Origin of the sequence: Arachidicoccus rhizosphaerae (genome assembly GCF_900107765.1) — a bacterium.
GTDB classification, from domain to species: Bacteria; Bacteroidota; Bacteroidia; order Chitinophagales; family Chitinophagaceae; genus Arachidicoccus; species Arachidicoccus rhizosphaerae.
Genome location: NZ_FNQY01000023.1, coordinates 31,928 through 44,460, shown reverse-complemented (window position 1 = coordinate 44,460; position 12,533 = coordinate 31,928). Strand labels below are relative to the sequence as shown.

The window sequence follows — 12,533 nt, the reverse complement described above, 5'->3', positions numbered from 1 at the left end:
TTAGTGATCATGAATGATTATTCCAATAATATTTGAAAAAACTGTTTGTTGTTTTTTATTGCCATATAACGGAAAAGTTGGCCTTCTTGAAGATGGTTCAAGAATTATTGTAAGGGAAAAAAGTGAGGAAGGAAGTCCAACTTTAGAAAGACAATTTCCTAATGGGTCTATAACAAAAATAAGATATGGAGAATAGTATTAAAATATGGAAGCCTCTTCCAAATATTCCAAACAAACTATTTCTTAAAGAATTAGTGCATAAAGATGGTTTGACTATTGTACTTGGAAATGAAAGTAATCAAAATGAAATTGTAACAATTCACTTTGAATATTATTATGGCTATAGAAATTTTGATGAAAGTTATCATTTAAGGACATTAGATGAAATTCCATTCATTCTACAGGATTGGTCTTTGTATATAACAAAAGAAGGAGACTTTATTGAATCCTTTAACCGATTGTCTTATGATATATACAATGATTGGGCAGTCAATTATATGATTGTTACCTATGACGGTATAATAGAAATAATTGCAGCTTCAGGGGCAGAAGTTATAGTTACGAAAGAAATTGTTTCATAATGCAAAGTAAAATGATTGTCTTTGCACACTTAATTAAAAATTATTTGGATGAATGCAGCAATAGCCACATTTTAACTATTCCGCCTTGCGACAGAAATGGGAATATTCTTAAAAACTATGAAAATAATTTTACGGAGGATAAGTCCAGGGTAAATGCTGTAGTCGAGCTTTCCACGGTCTTTCTAGAACCAGCGTTTGAAGCTGAAAGTGGGGCAGTAAAGATGAGCTGAGTAAATTCTCAGCAGCGCTTTCTAAAGATGGGTCAGAAATAACCAATCACAGATCTATACCAAAGTTAATAAAAAAGCTGGAGAAGTATATTTAGTGCTAACTAGTGGCAAAGGGACTCCTGAACAAAATGTTACCCGAAGAGAGATGCTAACCACTATTTAAAAGCTGAAGACGGATGGGCGCCGATCTATACATACAGAACAGTCAGCAACAAACTGGCAAAGGTTGCTGTCCAAGCACCTATAGAACTCTTAGAATCAAATAATAAGGTAATTGTAAAAAGAAAGAAAATAATTGTAAACTTAACAGCTACGGAGAAGAAATTTTTAGATGATGCACATAAGGGAAATACCCATGAATAAAATCCGCTCATTGAGCGGTTCTACTATTTTATTATGTCATCACTTGAAAACTCATTGCTTTAAAGAATTGGATGCTTTTGCGAATAACAAAGAAAAAACATTGTCAGGTTCAAATTTTCTATATATCGGCATGTGTGAAAAAGATATGGATAGTATTTATGTACAGCTGTTGCCTGCATTTATAAAAATTAATGCTACTCATTGCAACGACTGCAAACTTTTGACTTGATGCTTACTGCCCTTATGCTTTATTGTCCTTACATTTACACACTTACTTTGTGAAGCTGTGTCATTTAATAATCCTTATGACCAGTAAAGATATGCGTCAGCTTTTTCGCATTGTAGTTATTGGGACTGTACCTGTTACCTAGCAGGATAATGGTGGCCGTATCCTGGATAATACGGTTAAATACCGTATTGCTGCCATGCCAGTAGCCATTATGGTAAATAATAGAATCACCGGTCGTTGGGTTAAAATAAGTACGCCAGCCTAATCCGTAATTATGCATAGAGGCGTGTTCATGACTTTGAGGAGTAAAGGCCATCTGTAGGGTAGAAGCCTTTAAAAACGTATGTGCATATAGGCTGCGGTCCCATTTAAGCAGATCTCTGACCGTGCTATACACATTTTTATCTCCGTATGTACAATCCACATTGGTCATAGGGAATGGTCTGTTGCCTTGGTAAGTCGGGTTATAAGTGGGCGTGTCTTTGGCCGAAAAAATATAGGTATCATTCATGCCCAGCGGCTTAAAGACGCTGTCCTTCATATAGTCCGGGAAAGGCATTTTGGTGACTTCTTCCACAATGGAAGCAAGTATTAGAAAATTGGTGTTGCAATACTGAAAAGCCCTGTCCGGGTTAGCGGTGATCTTAGGCTTATTTACCATCATAAAGTTGATGACATCCTGATTGGTGGCTTTTCTGTTGCGATCAAAGCCCTTTTCCATAAAATAGACATAGTTCGGTAACCCTGTTCTATGAGAGAGTAGCATTTTAATCGTAATGCCGTAGTAAGGCAATTTTGGAAAATATTTCTGCAGGTCATCATCTAAGGAGAGTTTGCCCGTTTCCCAGAGATGTAAAATGGTCATCGCCGTAAAAGTCTTAGAGATCGATGCGAGGTGCATCGCCGTATTTGGCGTTATTGGCGTCTTTTTTCTAAAATCAGCAATACCTTTATAATCCTCATAAACAACCTGGCCGTTTTTAGCTACCAGAATCTCGCCGTTAAAATTCGGCCCCATTATTTTATGGTATTCTGCTTCTACCTCATTTTTGTAATGCTCCTTTTCAGCGTCCGTCAGCGGCCTGAAATAAGAAGAATCTGCCGGGTAAAGGCCGGTCTTGGGTTCTTTTTCCTCTTTTTGGTTCTTTTTTTTATCCTTGGTGGCGCCACAGGACATGAGTATACTAGCTGATGCAAAAAAGAGAAAAAGTGCTTTCACAAATAATGTTTTTTTGAGTTTGGACAAAAATAATAGAAATATAATCGCTCGTTAACAAGTTCCACGCCAGGGGCTGAAAATAAGATTTTTTTAGCATTTTTTAGGCCAATGGGGAAGGGTCTATTTAGATTTGCATAAAAATTTGACGGTTAAACTCCGATTTAGGAACTTTATTCGAAAGTTATGGCAATCTACCTATTTGAGACCCGGTCGCTCAGAGACCGGTTAAGTCCTTTGACAGAAAATAAGACGATCCTGGAATTACTTGCAGGCGGCATTTCGATTTTGGATGCGTGGACCTTCAACAATCAGGATCAGGGAACAGTCACCTTCTCTGTGATTACAGAGGATTTCCTGTCTGATGTGTCTGGAGAGGATAGGTGTATAGAGCGGGGAGACTACCTGGTTTTTGCGGGACTAAGACCTGTGGCATTAAATACTTTATTTGATGCAAAGCAGGGTAGTGGAATCAGCCTTGGGGCTGGCCTAATTACCAGGCAAAATGATAAGGAAGATCAGGCGGAACAACAGGTACTAGCCGTCAGATTAAAAGAAAAACTGGCCATAAGTGACATTAGAAATGCCGTTATTAATCAGGCAGATCCCAATAAAGCGTTATTTACCTTACTCGCTCCACAGAAGATTCGCTGGACAGAGGCCCGGGAGGTGCGTCAGGTTTTCCATCCAGAGGACTTATTGCATTTTGCAGGAGCCGATATAAGATCCGCAATAGACTTCCAGCTGGCTAAAGGCGGACCTTTTTTGGATGCAAAGGCCATCGAGGCCTCTGGCAATAAAATCCGGGGCAGCCATGAAGTGGTGATAGAACAAAGTGCTGAGGTGCATTTTGCCATCTTTAATACAGAAAACGGCCCGATCTATATCGGAAAAAATGCCCGGGTGATGGAAGGATGCCTGATCCGGGGCCCCCTTTTCTTAGGGGATAATTCCACACTGAAAATGGGTACGAAGCTGTACGGTCCTGTGGTTACCGGTAGTGACGTCGTGCTGGGAGGAGAAATCAAGAACTGCATTTTCCATAAAGGCACTAATAAAGGACATGATGGATATCTGGGTGACAGTATTATTGGCGCTTTTTGCAATTTCGGGGCGGGAAGCGGAGGCAGTAACGTCAAAAATACGGCTGGCATGGTACGGGTATATGACGCTGCGTTACAGGATTACCGGTCGGTAGGACAGAAATTCGGGGCGCTGATGGGAGACTATACCAGAATTGGCGTAGGGACACAGCTGACTACAGGATCCAATATTGGTCTGTGCTGTAATATTTTTGGTCTTGAGATGCCGCCCAGACATGTCAGGTCGTTTCTATGGGGCACTGGTCATAACTTAACTGATTATCAAATAGAAAAGGCTGTTGTACATATTGAAAACTGGCTTCGCTTTAAGTTGAGCAGCCTGGATAAACGGGAAATTCAGATTTTGAATCATATCTTTGACCAGACCGGAAGGCGGCGCTAAGCGCTGTTGTCTGGTCAAATCATCATCTCAGTTACATATTGATTAAACAAAACTTGAACAAAAATTGAATATGCGTACACAAATTGCAGCAGCAAACTGGAAAATGAATTTGACCCTGCAGCAGGGTCAGGATCTGTTAAGTGATATCCTTTCTAAATCCACTTCTGTCAGAGAAGGGCATGCGGTTATTTTTGCCGTTCCTGCGCCTTACCTGCAGGCCGCTAAAGAAATCGTTGGAGACAGGGAAAATGTCTATATCTCTGCCCAGAATATCTATTCGAAGACCTCTGGCGCTTATACGGGAGAACTTTCTGTGGAAATGTTGAAATCCGTTGGTGTTTACCATACCTTAATCGGTCACTCTGAGAGAAGAGAATATTTTGGAGAATCCAATCAGTTTCTGGCAGAAAAGGTAGACGTTGCCTTAGCAAACGGTGTTACGCCAATTTTTTGTCTGGGAGAATCCCTGGAAATCAGAGAAAGCGGCAACCAGAATGCCTTTGTGGCCACACAGTTGGAAGAGTCTTTATTTCACTTAAGTGAAGACGAGATTACCAAAGTTATCATTGCTTACGAACCCATCTGGGCTATTGGTACCGGTAAAACAGCCAGCAGCGAACAGGCAGAAGAAATCCAGAAATTCTTAAGAGATCATTTAGCCGGTAAATACGGACAGGAGACTGCAGACAAGATTTCTATTTTATATGGTGGTAGCGTAAAAGCGAATAATGCCAAAGAACTATTCAGTCAGCCGGATATTGACGGCGGACTGGTGGGTGGTGCCTCTCTGGTAGCTGATGACTTTGTTGCCATTATTGACGCTTTAAACTAAGCTGAGCATAAAAAATAATACAATAAATAGACGACCTCTATTTGAATTAGATATGTTATAATGAATGGGGTTCTTTTTAAGATAATGCTGCTTGATACATTATCTTAAAAAGAACCCCATTTTTGTTCGGCTATGTTATATTGTTTATGCTATTGATATTATTTCTTCTTGGGTTTTAAATAGCCCTGTTTTTTAAGCTGATGCATTTCAAAATTGAAATATAAAGTGCTTGACAGCCAATCTCTTTTTACCCCGGTATTGTTCCAAAATAATTTATTCAGAACTTGATCTTTTAATTCCTGGTCGTTTTTATAGCGGGGATCCTGCATTATAAGCGGAGTGAGGGTAAGCCCATTATACTCTAGCAATAATAAATAATTCAGATCAGGTGTAGCCATATAACGAAGATTATACCTCGTGATAATAGCACTCCAGTTGATGACACTGTTAAGGGCAATAGTGGCAATAAATATTTTAAACATAGTGCCGATTAAATAGGCGGAACTGCGTTGTCTTCTGATTTTTACATAGGTGAAATACAGGCCGATAAGACACAGGGTAAGAAAAATATACACGCCGATTCTTAAATGGGTCAGGCCGTAACGACTGGTATAAGCCAGATTATGGAGGCCTGCGGAAATTACCAGTACCACATTTAATAGTATCCAGCCGTAAGCCAGTTTATGTAGGAGATCCGGTTTGTGTTCGGATGACTCAATAGGCTTATTGCCTGTAACAGATAGATTCCCCGGTCTTATATAATACATGATGACGGCTACGGCCATTACAATGGAAAGTATGATGGAATTAACCTGTTCATGGAGGGCCTGGCTAAGCCTTGCCGCATGGATTCCCCGGTAAAGTTCATAGCTGTATATTAAAATAAAAACCAGCAGGAGCGCTATTAGAAGACTCAGGGTTAGGGTAGCTGCTTTTTCATGCCTGGAAAGAAATTGTTGCCGGTTGACATCCTGTTGTCCGCTGATTATGGCAGGCGCCGGACTGTCCCAGCTGGTAATTTTATCATTTAACGTGGAAAACCAGGGGATCGGCAGCAGGTACATAAAATTAAACAGGAAGTAAAAACCTGCAATGGTGACAAAATAAAGCATCGGAAAATCAAGGTTAGGGATGATCCTTACCAGGATATCGGAAAATAAACTGCTGCTGGACATATAAACGATGACAAAAAGTAAAATGATACAGATGGGTAGTAGCCAGGTGCTACACCACAGCTGCAGGGCAGTTAATTTTGCCTCCGTTTGCTGGCGTATGCCTTCCGCCGCAAGTGAGGGCGTAGGTAGTGGGGTATCCCTCTGGGGTATGGCAGCTGTAATGGCAAGTACGGGTTGCTCCACGGGGCCAGTGGAGGCGCCATTGTCATCGGCATTCGAAAGGGAAGAAGGCAATGGCTCAGCTATTTTCTGGCCTGTGGTCCGCTTTTTTAAAGGAAGCCACTGGTAAATAAAAAACACCCGGACAATAAAGGACCCCAGACTATAGGCCAGCAGTAAAGGGTAGAGCAGGGGCTGAAAAGTTTTGTCTGTCATATAGATCCCCAGACTATAAAAACACAGCAGCAGGGCAAAAAAGGACCCCGGATCTCCGTAAAACGTGAAAGCGCCTGCTGTCAACCAAACAAAGGATGAAAGCATCCAGAAATTTCGGTCTTTTTTAAATCTGGAAAATCCGCTTTCGCTATAAACCATCAACAACCAGGCTATCAAGGAGAATATCAGCACATTGATTCCCGGCTCATGTTTGTAGAACAGGATAATAAAGCTCAGCAGTCCCAGTAAGAACAGCTTTAATTTTTTTTTGAGGTTCATTTTTTTATATTTTATAATTTATTAAAAAGTACTTTGTATTTCAAAGTGTAAAGGCAAAAAAAATTAAGGCTGTCCCAGTAGTTTCTCTAATGCGGCCAGGTGATCCTGAAAGGATTTGCGACCAAGTTGCGTTACGGCATAAGTGGTTCTCGGTTTTTTGCCGACAAATTCCTTCCGTACCTGGAGGTACTGGTTTTTCTCCAACGCGCCGGCGTGGCTGGCCAGGTTGCCGTCGGTGATATCCAGGAGCTCTTTGAGCTCCTTAAACTCCACCCAGTCCCTGACCATCAGGATACTCATGATCCCCAGGCGTACCCGGCTCTCAAAATCTTTATTAAGTAATTGAATATTAATCATGATTGGTGGGCAAATTTAACGGTATTTCCGCTGCATTACAATTCCGTATACAATATGTAAGACGCCAAAGCCCAGCATCCAGAAAATCAGCCCATAGCCCACTAAGAATGAACTCATTAATCCTAATGCCGCTTCCAGTATGCCTAAATAGTAGATTTCTGTATAGGTATATTTACTGGCATTCAGAAGCGATAAACCGTAAAAAATCAGTGTAGCGGGCGCAACTAACTCAATATGTCCATGGTAAATAAGCGCTATGCAGCAGATGCCACCGATTACAAGCGGAACAAATAATGCAGATAAAAGCTGTTTGGTGGCCGTCGTCCATATGCTTAATGCTGCCTTTTTACTTTTACGCACCGTAAAATATGTTGCCAGCCCAAGCGCCAGTACTAAAACAATAAGGGCCAGTAGGATTAAACGGGTCATTAAATCCCCCGAATAGCTCAGGGAAGTATGGGTGAGATAATCCCTTCCCGCTTCGTTGACCAGGAAGTAGGCATATCCGCCACCTAATAGCGCGGTGAGACCGGCGGCCACTCCCGAGAGCCCGCTTAAGGAAATAAATCTGGAAGAGCGTTCCATCATGGTGCGGATGGCACTCAAATCCTGTTGGTACTGCGCCTTGTCCGACGCTCCGGTGGGAGATTCTGGTCGCTTTGAAGCGTTGGTCTGACGGTAATCGGTCTGCTTTGCCATAGAAAATAAATTAGGAAGCGCTTATATAAGTCGTGTCTAAAAGTACTTTGTAATACAAAGTACGTGAAAATAAAAATCCAAACAAAATATTTTTTTAAATACCCCTTAATGGATGGATTAAAACCTTAAAGTAAAGTCGTATCATTATTGATTACCAGTTAAATAAGGTGACTTTATTTTCCCAGTCTGGATTTACTTATTTTTGCAGTATGACTTCTGAAGCGTTTTTAGCAATTGCACCGAGTATTCCCAAGCAGCCCGGCATCTATAAATATTTTGATGCAGAAGGCAATCTGATCTATGTGGGCAAGGCAAAACATTTGCGTAAAAGGGTCAGCTCTTATTTTAATAAGACGCTAAGCAATTATAAGACGCATGAACTGGTACAGCGCATTGATCACATTGAATTTACCATAGTTGATACCGAGCAGGATGCCTTCTTACTGGAAAATTCGCTGATTAAACAGTTTCAGCCAAAGTATAATATCATGCTCAAAGACGATAAGACCTATCCTTATATCGTCATTAAAAAAGAACCATTCCCCAGGATTTATCTGACCCGTAATAAGATAAAAGACGGCTCGGAATATATCGGCCCATTTACCAATGTTTGGCGCGTTCGGGAAATCCTGGATCTGATTAAAGAAAATATTCCGCTCAGAACCTGTAAGCTCAATCTGACAAAGGCCAATATTGATCAAGGTAAATTTAAGGTGTGTCTGGAATATCACCTGGGCAACTGTAAAGGCCCCTGTGAGGGTTTACAGACCAAAGAAGATTATGATGACAGCATTCAGCAGATCCGGCAAATCGTAAAAGGTAACCTGGGGCCCGTGGTGCAGCATTTTAAAGAAGAAATGATACGGCATGCAGAAAATATGGCCTTTGAAAAGGCGGAGATTGTTCGGCGTAAAATCGCTGATCTGGAAAACTACCAGGCAAAATCTACCATTGTGAATGCTCATCTGGGCAGTCTGGATGTATTTTCTATCTGGAAACAGGAGGAAGTGGCTTATGTTAACTTCCTTATGGTAGAAAACGGTACCATCATCCATACCCACACGGTAGAATTACAGGCACAGATTGAGGAGACGCAGCAGGATGTATTATTATTTGCAATCGCTAATTTAAGGGAGCAGTTTAACAGTAATAATAAAGAAATCGTGTTGTCGGCGACCTTGGATTATCCGGACCAAAGCATTAAAATAACGGTACCCAAGGCGGGGGAGAAAAAAAAGCTTCTGGAGCTCTCCGAAAAAAATGTCAATTATTTCCGGATGGAACTCAAAAAGAAAAAGACGCTGCTTTTAGAAGAGCAGGCCACCTCAGATGACCAAAGGGCACTGAGCATGATCCAGGAACAACTCTCTTTACCCCAGCTACCCACACATATTGAGTGTTTTGATAACTCAAATTTTCAGGGATCCTATCCGGTTTCAGCCATGGTTTGTTTTAAGAACGGAAGGCCCAGTAAAAAGGACTATCGCCATTTTAACGTTAAGACGGTGGAAGGCATTAATGATTTTGCGACCATGACAGAGGCGGTATTCAGAAGATATAAACGGCTTAAAGAAGAAGGACTGCCTTTACCCCAACTAGTGATTATAGATGGCGGAAAAGGGCAGCTCAGCGCTGCCATGAAAGCCATAGAATCTTTGGATATGGTAGGGGAGATGACCCTGGTAGGGCTGGCTAAAAATGAAGAAGAGCTGTTTTTTCCGGGAGACAGCCAGTCCTTAAAACTTCCCTGGGATAGCCCTTCTTTAAAGCTGATCCGTAAAATCAGAGACGAAGTACATCATTTCGGGATTACTTTTCACCGCAATCAAAGGTCCAAAGGTACCTTTAAAAATGAGTTGGAAGCCATTGCGGGCATTGGGGAGGCAACGGCCAGTCAGTTACTTAAAAGGTTCCGTTCCGTAAAACAGATCCGGCAGTTGACACAAAGAGAGCTGACGGCGGAAGTGGGCATCTCCAAAGCAGCCAAAATCTGGCAATATTTTCATCCCTGATCTTTGATGAATTATTTAAAGAGCACATAGACCAACCCTACTGACATAAGTAAGGATGCGTCTTCCTGACCTGGAAGACGCATCCTTACTTTTGATGAGCCAAAGTTTAAACCTTGCAGATAGGCCGTTTTTAGGCCGGATCAGACGAGTCCGCAGACGGCTGATGGGCGCCTGCTGCCATGTCCTTATTTATTTGATCGGGTGGTTTTCTGTATTTAAGCTGCCGGTGCAGTCTTAAAAGATTGACCCCTGAGAGGCCACCCCCAATAACGATGGCTGCCGCAAAATAAGTGTTTTTATTAACGCCGTGTTGTACCAGGTCAATAATGCCGATAATCAGAGACAGCCCTGCCAGAACCCAGGCAATGCTACCTAAAATAAGGGGCATCTTGTATTGTTTCATGTGCTATTTATCTTTGTTGTTAATGCCCTGAGCACTTCTGCCATCCTTTGAATCAGCGAATGTCAGATGGACGCCGCTTGCGCTCAGGCTATTAATGAGTGCCTGAACAGACATAACAGGCTGATTACACTCATAATTCTGGCAAAGATATATAAAGGTTTGCCCGGGAAGAACTTTTTTGCCGGATAATAAGGGGTTATCCGGTTGCATTTCAGCGCTGTATTGTAAAATAGCCCCTGGAATATATTGTTTTAAAATTTCTTTTGCCTGATTTTCAGCGGCTTGTCCGATGATGGCTATTTCCGGGGTCCCAAAGGCAATTTTTTGCCAAAGGGTTGCCCAGCAGCCAAAGGAAGTGGGATAATGCGTAAATAATGGCTCCATGGACGCTACCATATAAAGAGCTCTGTCGCGCCATTCAGCCTTGTCCAATAAAACTGCCAGGCGCCAGAGGTTATCTGCCATTATCGCGTTACCAGAAGGGGTGGCGTTGTCATAGGTTTCCATTTTTCTGACAAGCGCCCCGGTAGCCTGATTGGTATAATAAAAGAAATGCCCGTTTTCATCACTAAACTGACTCGTAACCAGCCCTGTGAGGGAGGCGGCAGACTGTAAATATTCTTTATTTCCAGTGACTGAATTTAGTTCAAGTAATGCCTGAATAAGTGCCGCATAATCATCTAAAAATGCGGTGGAATTCCCTGGTTTTTTATTCCAGTGATGGCGCCAGCCGCCGACAGAAGTGGCTTTCGTAGCTGTAGTCGCAGCCTCAACTGTCATCAGGTCTTCAGTTAAATGCGCTTTTAAAAAATGATAGCAGTTTTCGGCTAGCTCAGTATAGAGCGGTTCACTGATGGCCTGCCCGCACTTACAAAGTGCGGTAATCAACAAAGCGTTCCAGCCAAGGATGATTTTATCATCTTTACCAGGAGCAACTCTTTGGCTTCTTGCGGAAAGCAGCTTTTCTTTTGCCCGGTCAAGTACACTGATCAGAGAAGATTCCTTGATTCTGATACTTTTGGCCACTTCCGTGATACTTTGCTGCAGCCATAGGATATTGTGCTCCTCCCAGTTCCCTTTTTGTTCCACATCATAGACCAGGCAGAAGAGTTCCGCTTCCGGGCCCAGGATCCGTTCTATTTCGGATTTTTGCCATACATAATATTTCCCTTCCACCCCTTCGCTGTCTGCATCCAGGGCTGCATAAAACCCGCCGCCTGATAAGTGCATTTCCCGGGACAGAAAGTCAACCGTCTGCCGGATGGTTCTTTCATAAACCGCGTTACCGGTCAACTGATAAGCTTCGCAAAGTGCTTCCAGCAGCAGCGCATTGTCATAGAGCATTTTCTCAAAATGGGGTACCAGCCATTGATCATCTGTACTATAACGGGCAAAGCCGCCACCAATCTGATCATAGATGCCGCCCTGCAGCATTTTGTCCAGGCTTAATAAGGCCTGCTGTACGCCCTGTGTATTTCCGGTATAGTAATAATCCCTTAATAAATAACGGATGGTAAAACTTTGTGGAAACTTAGGCGCCCGCCCAAAGCCGCCCCACTTGGTATCTGCCGTCTGCATAATGGCCTGGCGGAGCTGGTCAGCCTGTCTGGGGATGGCATCTGATTGGGTGAGCTCCTGCAGCGCAGATCCTGATTCATTTGTTTGCGTATCGGAAGCAGCCTCTGATGTGTTTTGATGGGTTGATACGCTTAAAGGCAGGTTCTGTTGTTTTAAATGTTCCATTAAATTATCGGCCTGAGTCACCAAATCCTGAAATTGTTCCCTGAAGGCCTTCTCCACACTATCGAGCACTTCCGTCCAGGAGGGTCTTTGATAAATTCTTTTCGGCGGAAAATAAGTGCCTCCAAAAAAAGGACGGGTGTCCGGTAATAAAAACACATTGAGTGGCCAGCCGCCCTGTCCGCTCATAGCCTGTACGGCGTCCATATATAAATGATCCAGATCGGGGCGCTCTTCTCTGTCCACCTTTATGTTGATAAAATGGGCGTTCATAAAATCAGCAGTCTTATGATCCTCAAAGCTCTCGTTTTCCATCACATGGCACCAGTGACAGGCGGCGTAACCAATGCTGACCAAAATAGGTTTGTTTTCCTGCCGGGCCAGCTGCAGTGCAGCTTCCCCCCAGGGGTACCACTCCACCGGATTATAGGCATGCTGTAATAAATAAGGGCTGGTTTCGGAAATCAGGTGATTGGGCTTTTTATTGGAAGCTTCAGACATGAATCATTAATTTTATTTTTTTAATATAAATGGGTGCCCGGCGTCGGCTTTGGGCT

Annotated in this window: 12 protein-coding genes; 6 read left to right on the top strand and 6 right to left on the bottom strand. The window is 42.6% G+C overall.

What is annotated here, in order from left to right; translation table 11 throughout:
* The first annotated feature begins 13 nt into the window (after positions 1-13).
* Genes BLU80_RS15655 through BLU80_RS15645 form a run of 3 tightly spaced genes read left to right on the top strand, consistent with a single transcriptional unit; the run spans position 14 to position 811 of the window.
* Entirely contained in the window at positions 14-196 is a 183-nt protein-coding gene (locus BLU80_RS15655) for a hypothetical protein (protein ID WP_091400350.1), read from the top strand.
* Complete coding sequence (locus BLU80_RS15650; protein ID WP_091400347.1) at positions 186-581, top strand: hypothetical protein; 396 nt, start codon at positions 186-188, stop codon at positions 579-581. Before BLU80_RS15655 ends, BLU80_RS15650 begins: the two co-directional genes overlap by 11 nt.
* Complete coding sequence (locus BLU80_RS15645) at positions 581-811, top strand: hypothetical protein (protein WP_091400343.1); 231 nt, start codon at positions 581-583, stop codon at positions 809-811. Before BLU80_RS15650 ends, BLU80_RS15645 begins: the two co-directional genes overlap by 1 nt.
* 656 nt (positions 812-1,467) lie before the next feature.
* On the opposite strand, the gene BLU80_RS15635 is transcribed toward BLU80_RS15645, so the two are convergent.
* Positions 1,468-2,622 (bottom strand): serine hydrolase domain-containing protein, encoded by a 1,155-nt coding sequence (locus BLU80_RS15635; RefSeq protein WP_139188171.1) that lies wholly within the window; start codon positions 2,620-2,622, stop codon positions 1,468-1,470.
* A 183-nt stretch (positions 2,623-2,805) separates the two neighbouring features.
* On the opposite strand from BLU80_RS15635, the gene BLU80_RS15630 reads away from it, so the two are divergent.
* Both BLU80_RS15630 and tpiA read left to right on the top strand, forming a co-directional pair.
* Positions 2,806-4,104, top strand: coding sequence for a hypothetical protein (locus BLU80_RS15630; RefSeq protein ID WP_091400335.1), 1,299 nt, complete (start codon positions 2,806-2,808; stop codon positions 4,102-4,104).
* 70 nt (positions 4,105-4,174) lie between these two features.
* Complete coding sequence (gene tpiA / locus BLU80_RS15625) at positions 4,175-4,936, top strand: triose-phosphate isomerase (RefSeq protein ID WP_091400332.1); 762 nt, start codon at positions 4,175-4,177, stop codon at positions 4,934-4,936.
* Positions 4,937-5,094: 158 nt separating this feature from the next.
* On the opposite strand, the gene BLU80_RS15620 is transcribed toward tpiA, so the two are convergent.
* From BLU80_RS15620 to BLU80_RS15610, 3 genes are all read right to left on the bottom strand, one after another.
* Positions 5,095-6,765: a DUF4153 domain-containing protein gene (locus BLU80_RS15620; RefSeq protein WP_091400330.1), complete on the bottom strand. Its 1,671-nt coding sequence runs from the start codon at positions 6,763-6,765 to the stop codon at positions 5,095-5,097.
* Positions 6,766-6,828: 63 nt separating this feature from the next.
* Positions 6,829-7,122 (bottom strand): winged helix-turn-helix domain-containing protein, encoded by a 294-nt coding sequence (locus BLU80_RS15615; protein ID WP_091400328.1) that lies wholly within the window; start codon positions 7,120-7,122, stop codon positions 6,829-6,831.
* Positions 7,123-7,137: 15 nt separating this feature from the next.
* Complete coding sequence (locus BLU80_RS15610; RefSeq protein ID WP_244518969.1) at positions 7,138-7,821, bottom strand: hypothetical protein; 684 nt, start codon at positions 7,819-7,821, stop codon at positions 7,138-7,140.
* 209 nt (positions 7,822-8,030) lie between these two features.
* On the opposite strand from BLU80_RS15610, the gene uvrC reads away from it, so the two are divergent.
* Positions 8,031-9,833, top strand: a complete 1,803-nt coding sequence (uvrC, locus tag BLU80_RS15605) for an excinuclease ABC subunit UvrC (protein WP_091400394.1) — start codon at positions 8,031-8,033, stop codon at positions 9,831-9,833.
* A gap of 130 nt (positions 9,834-9,963) precedes the next feature.
* Here uvrC and BLU80_RS15600 read toward each other — a convergent pair whose 3' ends face one another.
* Positions 9,964-10,236 (bottom strand): hypothetical protein, encoded by a 273-nt coding sequence (locus tag BLU80_RS15600; protein WP_091400325.1) that lies wholly within the window; start codon positions 10,234-10,236, stop codon positions 9,964-9,966.
* 3 nt (positions 10,237-10,239) lie between these two features.
* Positions 10,240-12,477 (bottom strand): thioredoxin domain-containing protein, encoded by a 2,238-nt coding sequence (locus BLU80_RS15595; protein ID WP_091400324.1) that lies wholly within the window; start codon positions 12,475-12,477, stop codon positions 10,240-10,242.
* Positions 12,478-12,533 lie beyond the last annotated feature (56 nt).

Bases quoted from the DNA above. Each gene is read 5' to 3' on its own strand.
- BLU80_RS15655 (WP_091400350.1), top strand. From the start codon at position 14: ATGATTATTCCAATAATATTTGAAAAAACTGTTTGTTGTTTTTTATTG.
- BLU80_RS15650 (WP_091400347.1), top strand. From the start codon at position 186: ATGGAGAATAGTATTAAAATATGGAAGCCTCTTCCAAATATTCCAAAC.
- BLU80_RS15645 (WP_091400343.1), top strand. From the start codon at position 581: ATGCAAAGTAAAATGATTGTCTTTGCACACTTAATTAAAAATTATTTG.
- BLU80_RS15630 (WP_091400335.1), top strand. From the start codon at position 2,806: ATGGCAATCTACCTATTTGAGACCCGGTCGCTCAGAGACCGGTTAAGT.
- tpiA (WP_091400332.1), top strand. From the start codon at position 4,175: ATGCGTACACAAATTGCAGCAGCAAACTGGAAAATGAATTTGACCCTG.
- BLU80_RS15620 (WP_091400330.1), bottom strand. From the start codon at position 6,765: ATGAACCTCAAAAAAAAATTAAAGCTGTTCTTACTGGGACTGCTGAGC.
- BLU80_RS15615 (WP_091400328.1), bottom strand. From the start codon at position 7,122: ATGATTAATATTCAATTACTTAATAAAGATTTTGAGAGCCGGGTACGC.
- BLU80_RS15610 (WP_244518969.1), bottom strand. From the start codon at position 7,821: ATGGCAAAGCAGACCGATTACCGTCAGACCAACGCTTCAAAGCGACCA.
- uvrC (WP_091400394.1), top strand. From the start codon at position 8,031: ATGACTTCTGAAGCGTTTTTAGCAATTGCACCGAGTATTCCCAAGCAG.
- BLU80_RS15600 (WP_091400325.1), bottom strand. From the start codon at position 10,236: ATGAAACAATACAAGATGCCCCTTATTTTAGGTAGCATTGCCTGGGTT.
- BLU80_RS15595 (WP_091400324.1), bottom strand. From the start codon at position 12,477: ATGTCTGAAGCTTCCAATAAAAAGCCCAATCACCTGATTTCCGAAACC.